Origin of the sequence: Chitinophaga skermanii (assembly GCF_003259335.1) — a bacterium.
GTDB lineage: Bacteria > Bacteroidota > Bacteroidia > Chitinophagales > Chitinophagaceae > Chitinophaga > Chitinophaga skermanii.
The window spans coordinates 162,572-180,081 of record NZ_QLLL01000008.1 but is presented as its reverse complement, the minus strand read 5'-3'; the positions used below and the strand labels follow the sequence as shown (position 1 = coordinate 180,081).

17 protein-coding genes are annotated in these 17,510 nt (G+C 41.1%); 7 read left to right on the top strand and 10 right to left on the bottom strand.

Going from position 1 to position 17,510, the window contains the following annotated elements; translation table 11 throughout:
- Window positions 1-529 precede the first annotated feature (529 nt).
- A complete protein-coding gene (locus LX64_RS20250; protein WP_111599520.1) occupies window positions 530-922 on the bottom strand; it encodes a hypothetical protein in 393 nt (130 codons plus the stop codon).
- Between the two features lie 61 nt (window positions 923-983).
- Window positions 984-2,051: a DNA topoisomerase IB gene (locus LX64_RS20245; RefSeq protein WP_211324855.1), complete on the bottom strand. Its 1,068-nt coding sequence runs from the start codon at window positions 2,049-2,051 to the stop codon at window positions 984-986.
- Window positions 2,052-2,329: 278 nt separating this feature from the next.
- Between LX64_RS20245 and LX64_RS20240 the strand changes: the two genes are divergently transcribed.
- The 3 genes from LX64_RS20240 to LX64_RS20230 all read left to right on the top strand — a co-directional run bounded on the left by LX64_RS20240 (window position 2,330) and on the right by LX64_RS20230 (window position 4,985).
- Window positions 2,330-3,460, top strand: coding sequence for an MBL fold metallo-hydrolase (locus LX64_RS20240; RefSeq protein ID WP_111599518.1), 1,131 nt, complete (start codon window positions 2,330-2,332; stop codon window positions 3,458-3,460).
- Between the two features lie 80 nt (window positions 3,461-3,540).
- Window positions 3,541-3,930: a DUF1398 domain-containing protein gene (locus tag LX64_RS20235; RefSeq protein WP_111599517.1), complete on the top strand. Its 390-nt coding sequence runs from the start codon at window positions 3,541-3,543 to the stop codon at window positions 3,928-3,930.
- A gap of 176 nt (window positions 3,931-4,106) precedes the next feature.
- The gene (locus tag LX64_RS20230) at window positions 4,107-4,985 is read left to right on the top strand and encodes a helix-turn-helix domain-containing protein (RefSeq protein WP_111599516.1); all 879 of its coding nucleotides are present in this window, start codon (window positions 4,107-4,109) and stop codon (window positions 4,983-4,985) included.
- A 238-nt stretch (window positions 4,986-5,223) separates the two neighbouring features.
- On the opposite strand, the gene LX64_RS20225 is transcribed toward LX64_RS20230, so the two are convergent.
- Genes LX64_RS20225 through LX64_RS20215 form a run of 3 tightly spaced genes read right to left on the bottom strand, consistent with a single transcriptional unit; the run spans window position 5,224 to window position 6,463 of the window.
- Window positions 5,224-5,637 carry an SRPBCC family protein gene (locus tag LX64_RS20225; RefSeq protein ID WP_111599515.1) on the bottom strand — a complete coding sequence of 138 codons (414 nt, stop codon included), beginning with the start codon at window positions 5,635-5,637 and terminating at the stop codon, window positions 5,224-5,226.
- A 3-nt stretch (window positions 5,638-5,640) separates the two neighbouring features.
- Window positions 5,641-6,144 carry an SRPBCC family protein gene (locus tag LX64_RS20220; protein ID WP_111599514.1) on the bottom strand — a complete coding sequence of 168 codons (504 nt, stop codon included), beginning with the start codon at window positions 6,142-6,144 and terminating at the stop codon, window positions 5,641-5,643.
- 1 nt (window position 6,145) lies between these two features.
- Window positions 6,146-6,463: an ArsR/SmtB family transcription factor gene (locus LX64_RS20215; protein WP_111599513.1), complete on the bottom strand. Its 318-nt coding sequence runs from the start codon at window positions 6,461-6,463 to the stop codon at window positions 6,146-6,148.
- 773 nt (window positions 6,464-7,236) lie between these two features.
- On the opposite strand from LX64_RS20215, the gene LX64_RS20210 reads away from it, so the two are divergent.
- Window positions 7,237-8,049 (top strand): helix-turn-helix domain-containing protein, encoded by an 813-nt coding sequence (locus LX64_RS20210; protein ID WP_111599512.1) that lies wholly within the window; start codon window positions 7,237-7,239, stop codon window positions 8,047-8,049.
- Window positions 8,050-8,131: 82 nt separating this feature from the next.
- Window positions 8,132-9,190, top strand: coding sequence for a hypothetical protein (locus tag LX64_RS20205; RefSeq protein WP_111599511.1), 1,059 nt, complete (start codon window positions 8,132-8,134; stop codon window positions 9,188-9,190).
- A 63-nt stretch (window positions 9,191-9,253) separates the two neighbouring features.
- Here LX64_RS20205 and LX64_RS20200 read toward each other — a convergent pair whose 3' ends face one another.
- Both LX64_RS20200 and LX64_RS20195 read right to left on the bottom strand, forming a co-directional pair.
- Complete coding sequence (locus LX64_RS20200; RefSeq protein WP_111599510.1) at window positions 9,254-10,834, bottom strand: S41 family peptidase; 1,581 nt, start codon at window positions 10,832-10,834, stop codon at window positions 9,254-9,256.
- Between the two features lie 68 nt (window positions 10,835-10,902).
- Window positions 10,903-11,739, bottom strand: a complete 837-nt coding sequence (locus LX64_RS20195) for a helix-turn-helix domain-containing protein (protein WP_111599509.1) — start codon at window positions 11,737-11,739, stop codon at window positions 10,903-10,905.
- 158 nt (window positions 11,740-11,897) lie between these two features.
- On the opposite strand from LX64_RS20195, the gene bla reads away from it, so the two are divergent.
- Entirely contained in the window at window positions 11,898-12,653 is a 756-nt protein-coding gene (gene bla / locus LX64_RS20190; RefSeq protein WP_111599508.1) for a subclass B1 metallo-beta-lactamase, read from the top strand.
- 41 nt (window positions 12,654-12,694) lie between these two features.
- Here the strand turns inward: bla and LX64_RS20185 are convergent, their stop codons facing one another.
- The 3 genes from LX64_RS20185 to LX64_RS20175 form a co-directional block, all read right to left on the bottom strand.
- Entirely contained in the window at window positions 12,695-13,987 is a 1,293-nt protein-coding gene (locus LX64_RS20185) for a hypothetical protein (protein ID WP_111599507.1), read from the bottom strand.
- 180 nt (window positions 13,988-14,167) lie between these two features.
- Window positions 14,168-15,190 (bottom strand): LLM class flavin-dependent oxidoreductase, encoded by a 1,023-nt coding sequence (locus LX64_RS20180; protein ID WP_111599634.1) that lies wholly within the window; start codon window positions 15,188-15,190, stop codon window positions 14,168-14,170.
- A 107-nt stretch (window positions 15,191-15,297) separates the two neighbouring features.
- Window positions 15,298-16,284: a GlxA family transcriptional regulator gene (locus LX64_RS20175; RefSeq protein ID WP_111599506.1), complete on the bottom strand. Its 987-nt coding sequence runs from the start codon at window positions 16,282-16,284 to the stop codon at window positions 15,298-15,300.
- 197 nt (window positions 16,285-16,481) lie between these two features.
- Between LX64_RS20175 and LX64_RS20170 the strand changes: the two genes are divergently transcribed.
- Window positions 16,482-17,405, top strand: coding sequence for an SRPBCC family protein (locus LX64_RS20170; protein WP_111599505.1), 924 nt, complete (start codon window positions 16,482-16,484; stop codon window positions 17,403-17,405).
- The last annotated feature ends 105 nt before the right edge of the window (window positions 17,406-17,510 follow it).

Here is a 17,510-nt window from a genome sequence, read left to right as displayed (position 1 = left end):
TAGAAGGCGTACTGCGGTGCTTTAAATTCAAACCAACCTGTCAAAGAACTTGCAATATTGCTTGCTTGTCATCACATCCTGAAATTACATCCTCCCAACCACTCAAAAAAATGCCGTGCCGGTTTCTGCCGCTTTTAACCGCTTTATGCCGGAAATAACCGCTTTATGCCGCTTTATGCCGCTTTATGCCGGATTGTGCCGGATTGTGCCGCTTTATGCCGGAAAATGCCGGATTATGCCATGTAGAAACCGTAAGTAAGCTTGGTTTCACTTTACTAATCGTGCACAAAAAGCTTACTGAACATCGACAAAATGGGGGTAAAACAAGGAAAATGTCGACAAAATGTCGACAAAAGCCTTACTTCACCCTTGTAAATACTGGGTTTGAGTAAGAAAATGTCGGAGAAGAGTCGGAGAAAAGTAAAGAAATGCCCGAAAACAAAGGGAAATGTACTGTTATAAGAACGAACCGGTTGATTATCATCAACAAAAAATAAAGCCTCCACATGGGTGAAGGCTTTACAAAAATTTACGGGATAATATTCACCGATTTACTGCCTACAATCAAACCGTATCCATCATACGTTCCCACTAAGAAAACAGTAGCATAGCCGGTTGCAGTGCCGAAATCACTTGAAAAGAAATCGTGCGTGGCAACACCGCCAGATGGTGGGTTCGCAGGTGTACGATACACGGCTACACCATCTTTCATGATCACCCATTGTGCATCATCTGGCCAGGTAGTTACATTGCTGCTGTAAGTTACAAGCGCAAAACTGGATAGTGATACTGAACTAGGGCCGGTCATGTTGATGAAATAACCTTTAGCAGCAATTGCTTTCGCTTGGGTAGAATTTGTTGTAAGGTTCATCATGCTGCATACAATAGCAGCCATGGCTAACATAACGATGTGCTTTTTCATGGAGTTTTTTTTGATGAATAAACAGGGTTCAGCTTGAATTTACGGGCGTTGGCTGCATTCTTTATGCAGTTGTGGATGAATGTTGCTGCTGTAGGAAGGATAACAATAGTTTCTCATCGGCACACAACCCATTATTCGTGGCTTTATTTCGTTGTGCCTTTAACTTCTTTAGCCAGGGTGCTAAAGTGCCCGCTTCATAGGTATCGAACAGTAAAGGATGTATGTAGTACTTCTTGCATACTGCCCGCGTATTACCCAATTTTTTCGCCACTTCGTCTATTACGGTTACGATGTTCTTCTTACAGGCGGTGATGTTTTCAAAGGGCTCCGTATCTGCCAATAAATTAAATGCATTCACCGAACCGGCCCATGTGCGAAAGTCTTTACACGTGAACTCCTGGTCGGCGCAACAATCTTTGATGTAATCGTTTAATTCACCAGAGTCTAATCCTTTATGTTCCCCGTTCTCGTCGTAATACTGGAATAATGTTTGGCCGGGAATGTCTTTTACTTTTTTCAATAGTTTGGCTAAGGTGGCATCGCGGAGTTCTATTTTGTGTTCAACACCTTTCTTTCCTTTGAATTGAAAAAATGCTTTACCACCTGTTATTTGCACATGTTTATTGCGCAAGGTGGTGAGGCCATGTGAACCGTACAGCTTTTCGTATACTTGGTTACCTACCCGGATAAATGTTTCCTCCATAACGGAAAGCGCTATGGCTATTACTTTATTCTTTTGCAAGGAAGTTAATGCTAAATCTTGCTTTATTCGCCCGCGTATACGGGGTAAAAACTGTCCGAATTGTAAAAGCCGGAAGTACTTGGTTTCATTGCGTGCAGCCGCCCAATTATCGTGGTAGCGGTATTGTTTACGGCCTTTAGTATCGATTCCCGTGGCTTGTAAATGTCCATTTTCGTGGGCAGAAATCCACACTTCTTCCCAAGCTGGCGGCAACACCAACCGTTTAATGCGTAAAAGTATGGCTTCGTCCTTTATGGGTTTGTTATTCGTATCCAAATAAACAAAGTCTTTCCCTTTGCGTATGCGCTTATAGCCAGGCGTACCGGGCTTCACATAGCGCAGCTTGGCAGATTTTGCAATTGCAACCGGGTCTGTTATTTGCTCCAAACTTACCATTACTTTTTACTGTTACATAAAGTGTGCCACTGGATATTGTGGAAAAATTGGACTTTTTAACAAAACAACATAGAACGTTTCAACAAAGCAGGTTATTCCCTTTACAACGAGCTTTGCAGTATAAATTCACTAACAATGGAACCAAACTGGGAAAACAATACGGCACACCTTACAATTCTTTAACCGAAGAAAAATAATTTTCACTTGTATACAATATCCCTTTTCGACGTTCGTCTACCTTACTACAAACTTTATTATTTACAAACTTCATGAGAATTAACAGCAAACGCTTGAAGCGTGTTTTGTTGGTGATCGCGATCATCATATTTCTACCTGTCGTAATTATAGCTTGTTATATGCAAACACCACAATTTGGGAAGAAACCGTCTGGAGCAAGACTCGAAAGAATAAAACAATCGCCGCATTACGCGAATGGTCGATTTAATAACCTCGTACCCAAGCCCACCATTACACCGGGCTATAGCATGAGTAAAGAGATTTACAATTCTCTTTTTAAAAAATATCCACGCACAGCGCCTACAGATAGCTTACCTTCTGTAAAAACAGATTTGAAGGCGCTGCCGTTGGATAGTAATGTATTAGTATGGTTTGGCCATTCTTCCGTTTACTTACAAGTGAATGGCAAAAGAATATTGGTAGATCCTGCTTTTAGTGGTAAAGCCAGCCCATTACCTTGGGGTATTAAAGCCTTTAAGGGTAGTAATGTATATCAACCGGAAGATTTTCCAACGATTGATTATTTATTGATTTCGCACGACCATTACGATCACCTGGATTATGAAACCATCAAAGCATTGCAATCGAAAGTGAAGCAAGTAGTTTGTGGTTTAGGGGTAGGTGAACATTTTGAATACTGGGGGTACGAACCGAAACAAATTATTGAGAAGGATTGGGATGAAGAGGTAGCCATCGCGCATGATATTACCCTCCACACTTTATCAACTCACCACGAAAGTGGCCGTGGCTTTTCGCGCGGTACCAGCTTATGGTTGTCGTTTCTATTGGAAACACCTACCCAGAAGATTTACATTAGCGGAGATGGTGGATACGATGGTAGGTTTAAGCAAATTGGGGAGAAATTCGGACCTATTGATTGGGTGATATTAGAGAATGGTCAATATAATAAAGCATGGCAATCGGTACACAACCTACCGGAAGAAGTGGCACAAGCTACCTTGGATTTGAAAACAAAGCAGCTTATTACTGTACATCACTCGAAATTTACGTTAGCGAGGCACCCTTGGGATGAGCCATTGAACTTAATTGCCCAACACGCAAAATCGCACAACTACAAGCTGGCTACCCCCATGATCGGGGAAGTGGTAGACCTGCATTCCAATACGCAAGTATTCAAAGAATGGTGGCGCGGGATTAATTAATACGTACATTTACAACATATGTTCATCAACTACCCCATGCAATTTTCGAATGCTTGGGGTAGTGCATAAAATCAAGCCATATGTTCTCCATCGATCAAATTAAAATAGCCCATAGCAAAGTGGAATCCGGTGCCGATTTCCCAGCGTATATCCATGCCATTAAAGCACTCGGCGTTGCGGGGTACGAAACATGGGTAAAGGATAGTCATACCGATTACTTCGCCGCGAACGACTTCAGCATTTCATCCGGCCCCATGTATGCCGATTTATCTATCTCCAACACTGCTCAACCCCTACAATTCCAAGCCTACCTCAAGCTTCACCAAGAAGGCGGTAGCGATTACTATACCTTCTGCCAACATTGCGCAGAAACAGGTGTTGAAAAATGGGTGGTAAGTTTGGAGGGCATGACTTGCACTTATTACGACAAAGCCGGTAACGTAGTACTGGAAGAAAAAATCCCCGGGTAGCCTACCTTTACACCCTATTTCCACCCCCACTCCTCGTTCTTTTACAGTGGACTTTTCTAAGCCCTAAAGTTGTAATTTTGCCCTTGTATTTATTACATCCCCTTTACCAGGCACCAGCTCACCATGATACACCTAACGATTGTACAGCAGCGATTACATAATAATATTAGTACACAATGAATGTTCTTAAAACGACCGGCACAGGTAAAACATATCCTAACTATCATAAAATTTTATCATCGGAAGACGTTGCTACAACGGAAATTTGTAGGCTTGTTCATAAAGAGCCTTATTTAAAAAACGGCTATTTAAAGGAACATTTCTTACTGTTTGTAGTAGATGGTACCCATGAAATTAAATTGGGCAATCAATGGCATACGGTGAATAAGGGCGAGATGATTTTAATGAAGAAAGCCAGCTATGTAGAATTCAAGAAAATGGGCGATCCTAACAATGATTATATCTACGAAAGCGTTTCCTTCAACTTGAAGAAAGAAATCCTCCTCGATTTCATCAAACAAGTTAACATAGTACCTGTACCCCATACGCCTACCCTTCCAGAAGTAATCGTACATCCCTATGGCGATCGCTTACAAACATTCCTCACTTCCTTGAAGCCTTACTTTATCGACAATTTCGAAGTAGATAAAGGCTTGTTTAGGATGAAGATATTAGAGTTGCTATACGATTTATCACAACTCAACCACCAATTCTTATTGCAATTAGTAGAAATTAATCAAACCGTTAAATCCGATATAATCCATGTTGTAGAGGAAAACTATTACAAACCTTGCGATATGGCCGATTTGGCTTTTATGTCGGGTCGTAGCTTATCTACTTTTAGGCGAGAATTTTATACCCTTTTCAAAACAACACAAGCCAAATGGATACAGGAAAAACGGTTGAACAAAGCGAAGGAACTATTTACAGCCTCGCGTTTGTCGATTGCGGAAGTATGCTACGAGGTGGGGTATGAAAACATTTCTCACTTTTCAAGGTTATACAAAAACCATTTTGGCTTTAATCCAAGTGAAACAAAAAGTCAAAAAAATTGATGTTTAAAACAATATGATTTGATACCTATTCATCCAACTTTGTACAAGGTTGGATGTGTTGTTTGATCGCTACAACAATGGCCATACATTTAATTGTGAAACCAATGTATTGCAGGTGCTGAAAGACAACCAAAACGAATCAAATCCTGTTTATAAAACAAAAACGCATCGTGGCTGTCACGGTGCGTTTTTGTTTATTGAAAACATATTTTTACAAGGCTTTACTAAGCATCTACCATTAGTTCGCTTCCGTATATTGCTTGAAATTATCCAGAATTGCTTGCCAACCGGCCTTTTGCATATCTAACGAGTTTTCATCTTCTGGATCAAAGCTAACAGCTACATCGGTTTGTGCGCCATTCGCTGTAAAAGCTACAGTAGCAGCACGGCCATTCGGCATGGTGTATGTAAAGCTTTCGCCGGGGGTAATAGCATTGTAGGTAGCTTCAAAATCGAATCCAAAGCTGCCGTCTTTTGCTTCCATGCGGGCACTGTATTTACCACCTACACGCATATCGTTGGATGCGCTAGGGCATTGCCATGATGGATCGGCGAAATTCCATTGCGTAATGTGTTCCGGTTGTGTATAGTAATTCCACACTTTTTGATTATCGGCGTTGATCGTAGATGTTACGGTGATTTGTGCTGACATATTTTATTTCTTTAGGGTGTTTAATAATTCGTCGAGTTTTTCTAAGGTAAGGGTTAAGCCTTCTTGCATGCCCATGTTGATAACAGTTTCTAAATCGGCTAACGATTTATAGGTTACCACGGTATTTACAACCGCATGTTCTCCTTTATCGGAAAAAGTAACCTGCCAATCGGCCCTCGGCAAAGCAGGGTTGATTGTACCGGCCTCATCGCAAAAACCGTCGATAGATGTATAATAATCTTTGGGTTGAATTTTGAGGTAATCAGTCCAACCCCAGTATTCGGCGCCATTAGGGTCTACCATGGCATAATGCCAATGACCGCCTTCTCGGAATTCCATTGATTTTGTTTTCGTCGTGAATGGTTTCGGGGCGAACCATTGGTCTAACAATTCACTTTTGGTGTAACAATCCCAAACTAGGTCGCGGTCGGCCGCGAATTCACGTGTAATGGTGAGCGTATTGTTTTTCTTATCAGCGACGAAGTCGAACTGCAAATTGTGTTTCATGTTACTTGTTTTTTTTAAGCGTGGCTAATAACTGGTCGAGCTGTTCGAAGCGGGTTTCCCATATTTTTCTGAATTGCTCCAGCCATTTATCTATTTCTTTCATTTTTTCAATCTCTAGTAAGTAATAGATTTCACGACCTTGCTGTTCCTGTTTAATCAAATCGCATTCCGACAAAATCTTCAAGTGTTTAGAAACCGCTTGGCGCGTGGTATCAAAATGTTCGGCGATCGCGTTGGGCGTCATTGCCTGCACGGCGATCAGTGCAATAATGGCCCTGCGAGTAGGGTCGGCAATGGCTTGGAAAATATCTCTTCTCATGTAAACTTGTTATCGTTATGAAACCATTCGGTTGCAAATATACGCGCAACCAATTGGTTTCGCAAAATTTATTTTCAAGAAAAGGCGTGCTTGCGGGAATTTTGTCGCAATGAAGGATGCCTGGGGTTAAATACGAAATAGAAATTGCTTTTAAGAGGGTCTTCCAAAAGGGAATTATAATATCTTCCAATGTTAGTTTAATGTTCTTTCAATGGTAAAACCGCGTAGTTGCTATATGGAGATATATTCCCCATATATGTTGGATATATTGGGTAGCTTTTCTATAAGTCTTGTCAAAGTCTTTTAAAGGCAGGTTAAAGTCTTTCAAAGGGGAGTCAAAGGCATTTCAAAGGCTTTTCAAAGGGTCGTCAAAGGGAAGTCAAAGGGTCTTCAAAGGCTTCGTAAAGGCTTGGCATAGTAATTAGTTGATTAGCAATGCTTTTGCAAAATTCAGGATATTGTCCTAATAATATTGGCATAAAAGATCCATGCACACACCAGTTCACAATGTCAAAAAAAGATCAAAACAACCGCATTTTTGAGCTTTTACACATCCACCCAACCACTCCCTCCAAAAGCCACCCTAGGCTATAGAAACGGCTTAAAATGCGATAAAATATATTGTAATTGAGAATCAAGTAGTTCTAATTTTTCAAGGTAGTCTACGGCATATTTGGAAAGCAATCACCTACCTGTGTTTTTGTATAGGTATAGCAGCCATCATCCTAATTTGCAATTAGTTGTATCTTTATACCACAATTTGCAGCAGAGAAATGAAGGATTTATTTATCACTTTCAAACCCCAAGCCCCCCTTATTGCACAATACGTGGATTATTACTACTTAGATGTAAAACCCGCTAACAACTACTTGGAATACCAATGCTTCCCCCATTTCAATAGCACTATTTCTATCTACAAATCGCATCTTCCCAAGAATAATAACGTAATGACCTACGACGAGGCAGCCAGCCCCTACCAGATTTATTCCCCTATCCGCACGAAAGTATTGCAAGTAAAGCAAAGCGGGCCTTTGAATAGGATTGTTATTGTATTCCATCCTTTCGGGGTACAGCAATTCTTCCAAAACATTTGCTACTCGGCGTATTTGTATGATCAATCTTTCTTTCAATTAGAAGAAGTAAATGCCTTATTTGCCACTACCAATAAAGAGGTACTAGTTGGCCTATTGGATAACTATCTCCTCAAACGATACCAACGCGTACAGCAACCCATTATTACAGCAGCATTAGCCTATATTTTCGACCATTACGAAACATTTACAGTGGAGGGTTTGGCTAAACATCTTAGTATTAGTCGCCAGCACTTAAATCGACTTTTTCAATCCCATATGGGCATTGCCGTCAAAAAGTTGCATGAAATTGTGGTGTTTAGGAAAACAATCAACAACAAATTATTCGACAACCCCGGGGCATCTTTCACATCGCTAGCGCATGCATTCAATTATAACGACCAATCACATTTCAATAAAACGTACAAAAACTTGGCAGCCAATACCCCCTCTTCTTTCTTTACAAAGGGGACTTTACTGGGAGAAGAAGATACCTTTTGGCACATAAAACGGTAAAATCATGTTCCGTTTTTACAAGGTAAATAATAAAGAGTCTTGTATTTTTGCCAAGTTCATATCCCTATCATACAACAAAATCATGAAGAAGTTTTTCAAAATCCTTAAAATCGCGCTGATTGTATTATTAAGTATCATCTTAATCCCCACCATTTATTTGTACATCAGCAACAAGCTTTTCGTAGGAGGCACTAAAAAGGACACCGTCCAGTATTTAGCATCCCACTCGGCAGTAGTAAAAGACAGTGTAGATGGGAAGGTTTTTGACGAGGCGTTCTACCAATCGCAGGTAATCCTACTAGGCGAAATCCATGGATTTGCCGGTAACCAAACGTTGGATAAAAACTTGTTAACTTATTTGCATAAAAAGCTAGGCATCAAGTATTACATTGCTGAAATGGATAGCACTACCGCGAAGGAATTGAACACCTTTTTGCGCAGTTCGCCAAAAAATTTGGCCATATTGAAAGATGTAGTCGTTAATATCAGCAAAAGAATTCCCCAGCAATCGAGCCAGGAATTGTTGGAGAAATGGGATGCTATTTATGATTACAACAACGGTTTAGCCGATTCAATGAAAATTACCGTACTCGGTATTGATAAAGGTTTTGATGATAAGGATCGTACTATTCCCCGCGATTCGGCTATGTTCCTTAACTTCCAGCAGTACATCCAGCAATTAGGTTTGGCGAACGAGAAGTTCTACGGCCTCTTCGGCTACTTCCATACTTTGCAACAGCCTGTTCCTGCTTTAGCCACACCGCTAGCAACGCATCTTAAAAAGGCCGGCTTCAAAACTATTAGTATTGTTAGTCATACGATAGACAGCTATATGTACCTACCTAAAAACCCGCAAATCCCTACGCCGCCCGATGAAAAAATCAAATGGGCGAATGCCGATGGGCCGCTAATGGTGGTAAAAGGTATTAATAACTTGAAAGAAGCCAGTCAGCCTAATTCGATTACCCTTTTCAATATCAACGCGAAGAACACTCCTTACCATGCTTCACAGGAAATAATAAGCATGAAATCCAGGTTGTTTGGCGATAACATTCTACCGGCAGCAGGTACTAACACTACCCAGTATTTCCAGTATGTAGCATTATTGAGAAACTCGGAAGCATTATCTAAGTTGAAATAATTATATTGATTATATAAAAGTGCGGGGTGTAGCATATTTTCTTCTACACCCCGCACTTTTTATTTACGGCTTCTTTTCTAAAGCTAATACCTTCTTAAATAATGGATCGTGTTGTAGTAAATATTGTTTCCCATTTACATCCTCCTTCGTTGTTACCCGTAAGTACAATTGTTCAATGGTGTACGGTACATAATGCTCTACATTATTCTGGAATAGGTCGTCTATCTTCTCAATTCCCGTGAAATCTACTTGTGGCTCTACCCTAAAAATGATTTTACTATGTGGTAACATCATCACAATAGGATCGGCTTGCAACCCGCCTAGCAAATCGGGCGTTTGGCCAATACTAACCAGTTGATCGCTATACTTGGCGAGGCTCGATAAATTACTAGCAGAAGAGTAAATAAAGCGGTCTTGTAAAATGTAAATCTTCGCATCTAAAGCATACGTATTACTATCCGGCACTACGAAATCGTATGATTGCTGGATAAAATACATACTCGGTTCCTTCAAGGTAGGCGTATTGGGTTTGAAGGTATAAGCCGGCCTGCGGGCAATCGTATCGCTATTAATTTGCCAACGCTTTTGTATAAAAGGACTAAAGTTCCTACCTACAACGATATTCATCCTGAGTGGCGCTTTAACAATCATCGACAAGAATTTACTATATGTTAGGTCGCTGCCACCGCCATTGCCCCTAATGTCTACCACTACCGCTCTTATTTTATGGTCTTTCATGGTAGTTGTAAGCGCTTGCTTTATGGTATCGCCCATCTCTTGGATCATCATAGGGAGCTTTACATAAAAGATACCTTGTTGCTCGAAATAGTGTATAACCAAGGAATCGGAAGAACTATTATAACCATACTTCCCATTACTTTTTTGTGAAAAAATGAGGGTATCCTTCGTCGTTATATTGAGCTGCTCAACTTTATTGTTGTGATGTACAAATTCTAGCTGTAGGGTATTATTGCGGAAATTGCTGGGATGCATATAGAAGGTTTCTTCATATACCCTGTTCTGTTTTCTATCCCATCGTAACGGCGATACTGTTTCCACTAACGAGGCAACATACGCATGAATGGCTACACCATTGCAACGTGCGAGGCGCATGGCCGCAGGATACTGTTTGCCTTTGTAGATAAATGGCAGCAAATTGTAGTATTCTCCATTTGTATACACGAGGTTCAGGTCGAGTTTTGTTTGTTCTAGTTGCTTAAAATAGGCGGCGTACTTATAGGCATTTTCTGTATCTGCACTATCGATACCGGGTACATGACCATCGGGAATCCAGTATTTTTTCATGATATCGAGTTGCCAAGTACCTAGCCTACCGGTATGCCCATCTTGTGCTGCACGAAGCGTTTTGGCCACTATTTGAAGGAAATTGCCCGTGGTGGTTTGCGGGGTGATAAGCGAGCGTAGCGTACGCGCGTGTTGTTCGAAATCGATGCCCCGTACTTCTTTGTTATAGTAGATGATGGGGCTTACTTGTTTAATATTGGATACCAGCGTATCGTAGTCTTCCAACATTTGTTGGTAGGTAAAGGTTGGTAGGGAATCCTTTATATCCGTTTGTTGGCAGCTTGCATTGGTTGCCCAAGCCAATAGTGGTAAGATAAAAATGAAAATAACACGCTTCACGATAAACTGTTTTTATACGCAAAGAAAGTTGATCCCCTGAAGGGAGAATTGTAAAAATCGACCAACTTTTAAGGCTTATTGTAAATCCATGCAAGGTCGTCCTGTTGGATCGAAACTTTATTGACGAGTTGTTTGGGCGTATACCCAGCGAACGCTTTGAAATCGTTGATAAAATGAGCTTGGTCGTAATACTGGTGATCGTAAGCAATATGGGTAAGGCGTTGCTGTTTGTGCAATAACTCGTGTAGCGTTTGGCGGAAACGTACAGTTTTGAGGTATGCTTTAGGACTTTGCCCGATGTAATTGGTAAACAACCTGAATAGGGAAGAAACGCTTACATGGAGTTTTTTCGCCAGTAAATCCACCGATAGCTCATCCAGTTGACCGGTTTCAATTACGTGCAAAGCTGCTTTTAATGTAGCCGGGATATTATCGTTTAGGTTCTGTAAAAGTAGATCTTCTAAAATAGCTGCCCGTTTTGGGAAAGCATCTTCCTCAAATATTCTTTCTATCAGTGCATGATCCTTCAACGAGAAGATATCTTCTACCTTACTTAAGGCCATCAAATTATTATACTGTTCTGCTGTAAATGCTTTTAAAGCGGCAGGGTAAAAAACAATACAAACTTGGTCGAGCATACTACTAATTTCCACTGTAAACGGCTTCTTGTGAAAACCATATAGTTTACTAGTAAAACTTTTGCGGCCTTGGGTGATTGTACAATCGTTATGAACAGACTGATGTTCGTATTGTACATGGTTTTCCTTATAAATGGCGAGGCATAGGTTGTTATTAGGAAAGGTAACGTATTGTAAAAACGTAGCATCCTGCTTTTTGAAAAACAAGAAGTATTGTACGTACTGCTGTAGTACCGGGTGCTTAGGTTTTATAATAATAGACTGCATTTACATTCGCTCATTTATATCTACCCTGTAATTTACAGGATATGCAACAATTAAATCTCTTGCAATTTCGTTAATTTTAACGACCATGGAAAGCGAAGTGCTCGCTAGGAAACTTTAGCTCGCCTTTCCATCAAACCCAATTTAAACAACCGTTCAATATGAGAATCATCACAGCCCTATGCATCTGTTTGCTTTGCATGAACTTATTTCAAGCAAACGCACAACGAAAAGCATCATTCAAACCCAAAGTAGTATTCAAGTCGGATGAGTTAATCATCACTCAAATTACCCCTCATACTTACCAACATACCTCTTACTTACAAACCGATGATTTCGGGAATGTACCATGTAATGGGCTTATTGTAAGCAATAACAAAGAAGCCATCATCTTCGACACACCTACAAACGACAAAGGCACTGAACTTTTACTAAAATGGTTGCAAGACACGCAGCATTTTAAAGTGAATGCGATCATACCTACACACTTCCACAGCGACTGTTTAGGTGGCTTACAAGCCTTCCACAGTCACAATATACCTTCCTACGCCAATTACAAAACAATTGCCCTAGCACAAGAAAGGAACTTTACAGTACCACAAAACAGCTTTACAGATTCCTTGGCACTGCCTGTGGGCAAAGAGCATATTGTGGCCAAATTCTTTGGAGAGGGGCATACAAGGGATAACGTTGTGGGGTATTTCCCTAGTGAAAAAGTATTATTTGGCGGTTGCCTCATTAAAGAAATAGACGCCGGAAAAGGCTTTTTAGGAGATGCCAATGTAGCAGCATGGCCTGGTACAGTAGAGAAAGTAAAAGCTGCTTATCCACAAGTAAAAGTGGTTGTTCCCGGCCACGGTGAATATGGGAATAGTAAATTGCTAGATTTTACGATACAGTTATTCAGTACGAAATAATAAAAAAGACGATCATCTATATATGATCGTCTTTTTTTTAGTTACTGTTTTATAAGTTTAAAATGCCCGGTGGCTTCATCTTTAGTTACCTGGTAGCCCCCGGTTAATTCAAGGGTCCATCCATCACCTGTTACTTTATTCCCATCCATTTTTGTAGGCTGGGTAACGGTAATTTTATCCCAATTGGGGCTCATCAAGGCGCCGTTCTCAACCGTTAATATACCCCACACATCGGTGATGCGAGCGTTGGGGTAAACCGTGCCTTTATCTTCTAAAGGCATAATGTTTCTTGGATCGAAGGAGACATTCATTTGCACAAACTTTATGTCAACATGTGGCTCTTGTATGAATTTGCGTTTGTATTCGGCAATTAATTGTTGGATGTTTATTTCCCTTTCTGCTTCTTGTTGTACAATTGCGCTACCATTATAATTGTTGGCCACCCGTGTGGCGGCAGCTTGAACATTCGCCGGGATGTTGATGCCAAATGCTTTGATAAAGAAACTGGTTAAGTCTGTATTTGCCGTGATTTGCTTTTGCCAGTTATTGTTCTTTTGATAGAGGATATACCCGTAAATAGGGGTTGTATTATAAGCAAATGAGCGAACGAATGTTGGGTTTTGTAAGAACTTATTGATCCCGTTAAGAAAGTACGCCGTTGCTTCGGCTTTCGTTCTACCCGTTACAATAGCGCCTGTAAACTCCGCTATGCCTTCATTTAGCTCTAGGGAGTTTTCAGTGCCGGCCGCTTTATCATATATAGCATAGCGGTATTTTCTAAAAATAAGAGCATGGGTGAGGTGTGTTTTTACCTCTTTACCGTTGGAAGCCTGTAAGGCTTTGCCTAGAGCAGCTAGTTCTAGGCGTAAGTATATTCTTCCTTCCTTTTGATCGAGGTGATTATTTTCTGGGCTATTGAGCGCGAAACCTAAGGCTGGCTGTAACCGGTGGAACGACTCGTGTGCAAGTAAATTTACACGTTGCTGTTTATCCTTTGGAAGAGGTAGCATAATGGTGGCCCATCTTTTTCCACTCCAATTCATAGCTGTATTGGAAATATTAACATCCTTGGGCAATATCCCCGTATAAATGGCTCCTTGTTGCTTTAATAAGCCTGCTGAATCGGGTTCATTGGCATACACTGTACGCGTGCTAGGATCAACAAGTAGCATGGGGCCATATACTTCTTTTCCCCAAAGTTGCATGCTTTTTTGAGAGGCGGCTTTTATCTCGTCGAAATAAACAACAATACTGTCTTGGGAAATAGGTGGCATTTGTGCTTTGGCGGATAAAGTGCAGCAGCTAATAATTGTTAGCAAAATGGATCGTCGCATGGTATATAAATTGGTTGACATGAATAGTTCACACTGTATGGGAATTGCACCTGGGCAATTTGTAAAGAGTAAACAAGATAAAAAATATTCAGCAGCCTGTACAAGAACGGTTGTAAATAAAAAAGGAACCAAGCCATATTGCTTGGTTCCTGCTATCACTATTTGAATAGTTTGTAAAACTTAACGCCAGCCTAATCCCGGTGCAATGTGTTTTAAAATGGCCTCTAAAATATGCACATTGTATGCCACGCCTAGCGTATTGGGAATGGTTAGCAAGATGGTATCTGCTTCTTGGATGGCTTCATCTTGGGCTAATTGCGCTACAAGTTTACCCGGTTCCGCGGCATAGCTTCTTCCGAAAATGGCGCGCTTCCCGGGTTCAATCATACCAATTTGATCGCCCTTGTTACCGTCTTTTCCAAAATAATAGAAATCTTGTTCAGATACTAAGGCGAATATAGATCGGCTAACAGACACCCTTGGTTCGCGTTGGTGTCCTGCTTTTTTCCACGCCTCTTTGTACTGCCTAATTTGTTCCGCTTGTTGTACGTGGAATGGCTTACCGCTTTCATCCATTTTTAGGGTGGAGCTCTGTAAATACATGCCATTTTCGGCGGCCCATACAGCAGTAGCATTGGTGCCTGCTCCCCACCAAATACGCTCACGTAAACCTTGCGCATAGGGTTCTACGCGCAATAATCCCGGGGGATTTGGAAACATGGGGTTTGGATTGGGTTGTGCAAAGCCAACACCATTTAACTTGTCTAAGAACTCCAATGCTTTACGACGGCCCATGTCGGCATCGGTTTCACCTTCGGCAGGTTCGTATCCAAAGTAGCGCCAACCGTCAATTACTTGTTCTGGTGAACCTCTACTAATACCTAATTGTAATCTGCCTCCCGATATTAAATCAGCGGCTCCTGCATCTTCCACCATGTACAGTGGATTTTCATACCGCATATCAATCACGCCTGTACCAATCTCTATTTTACTTGTTTTAGCACCAATAGCAGACAATAAAGGAAAAGGCGATGCTAATTGGGCTGCAAAGTGATGCACCCTAAAATAAGCACCATCTAAACCTAGTTCTTCCGCCGCAACGGCCAAATCAATAGATTGTAGCAAAGTATCACTTGCAGTGCGCGTACTGTAAGCAGGATGATTGGCCCAATGTCCAAACGATAAAAAACCTATTTTCTTCATATGCATCCTCCTAATACTTAAAATTAACTAGATTATTTCACTTAGAAATAAGCCCAGTGTTGAGTAGGATGACTTATTACTTTTACCAGGCATTTGTAGTACTTGGCCTAGTGGTCGAGCAAAGCTTCTTTGTTATACCTATTCCGGTATTCAAGTGGCGACATGCCTGTGATTTTCCTAAACACTTCCCTAAAAGCTTTTAAATCTATATAGCCCACCTCGTACATCACTTCATGAATATTTTTGCGCGTAGTTTCAAAGGCACGTTTGGCTGCTTCAATCTTTAACCGTTGAAAGTACTCGAGCGGTGTATTACCAGTAGCTTTAATAAACCTTCGATCGAAATTTCGGCGACCAATGGCAAATTTAGCCGATAGCTGTTCAAAAGAAATCTTCTCTGCCATCCTTTCTTCAATGTACAATTGCGCTGCCTTCACCATTTCATCGCCGTGCTCTTTCTGCCCTTTGAAAATCATAAAGGGCGATTGGCTATGTCGATCTATTTCGATTTGAAACACTTTCGAACAAAAAATAGCCACTTCCCGGTCGAAATACTTTTCAACTAAGTACACGACTAGGTTAAGGAACGAATAGGCTCCACCATTCGTATAAATACCGTTTTCCTCTGTGATTAATTTATCAGATTGTACGTTTACTTGGGGGAACCGTTGCTTAAATGCTTCGGTAGCTGCCCAGTGCGTTGAGCATGATTTCCCATCTAAAATACCCGCGGCAGCTAATAAGAAGGCCCCGGTACAAATACTGGCTATTTCGGCCCCATTTTTATATTGCTTTGCTAGCCAATCTACGATCTCTTCATTATGTGTTAGGGCAGTATCAAATGCGTGGTTGAGGGAGGGAACAATCACCAAGTCGGTATGCTTCACTTGGGCAATTGTAGTATGAGGTCGTACGCTGAAAAGGCCACCATAGTAGTCGTTTGTGGGCCTGGTGCCGGCTAGTTCAATCTTAAAAAGCGCCTTGCCATGGTGTTCTTTCCAATATGCGTTTGCACGTGAAAATATCTTGTAAGCACCTACGATGCTGCTGAGGTTATTTTCCCCGTTTGGAACCACAATCGTTAGATGTTTCATGTATGGTGTTTACTGTAAATATACGGTTTGTTAATGTCCAAATCAACCCACTAGAAGGTCTATATCACCCACCCTGGAAGTTGTTGCGTGGTTGTAGTTTTGTAAGGTGCAAACAGCCCATGCTTATGCTTACAGCTATTTATCCCCGGCAACTTAGATACATATACGTCCAGCAAATTCAATAAACTACAACAATTATGAAAACGCAAGATTTCACGATTTCCTTTCTAGTACCACAGTCGGCGGGGGAAGTTTTTAATGCCGTTAACAATGTTCGCGGGTGGTGGTCGGAACAGGTGGAAGGCAAAACAGGTGCCTTAGGGGAAGTATTTAACTACCATTACCAAGATGTTCACCGTAGCCGGATGAAGATCATTGAATTTATTCCGAACGAGAAAGTAGTGTGGCTAGTAGAAGCGAACTATTTCAACTTCACGCGCGACCATGCAGAATGGACGAATACAAAAATCAGTTTCGAGATTGCTTCAAAGGGTGATCAAACTGAATTGGTGTTTACGCATATTGGGTTAGTACCTACCGAAGAATGCTATGATATTTGTACCGATGCTTGGACAAATTACATTCGTGGCAGTTTGAAAAACTTGATTACAACCGGCAAAGGGAAACCGAATCCTTACCAGGCATCTATTGATAGTGCGGAGAAAATGAAACGCGATTCACAGTCATCACAAGATTACAGTATTAGCTTCCTTGTAGATCGTGCACCTGCTTCTGTATACCAAGCCATTACCGAAGTAGACCAATGGTGGTCGACACATGTGAAAGGCACATCAAAAGATGTTGGTGACGAATTTAGCGTTGGCTTTGGCAATGATCACTTTTCTACACGTACTGTATCTGCAGCAGTTCCCTTCAAGCGAATTGAATGGCGCATTACCGATTGCCATTTACCTTTCTTAAAAGACCAGGAGGAGTGGATTGGCACAGAAAACATCTTCGATATTCATCCTGAAAATGGGAAGACTAGGTTAACCTTTACACACATAGGATTACAGCCTGCGATGGAGTGTTATGATGTTTGTACAAAGGGTTGGAACCAGTTTATTGAGGGGAGTTTGTTACCTTATATTTTAGAAGGAACAGGTAAGCCGTTGGAATAGCATAAAATCGTCGATAAAGCAGGCCAAAACGGGCCAAGAATTGTTATATACAGTTCTTGGCCCGTTTTGTATATAACCGGCTAAAGTAACGCTCTATAGAGCAGA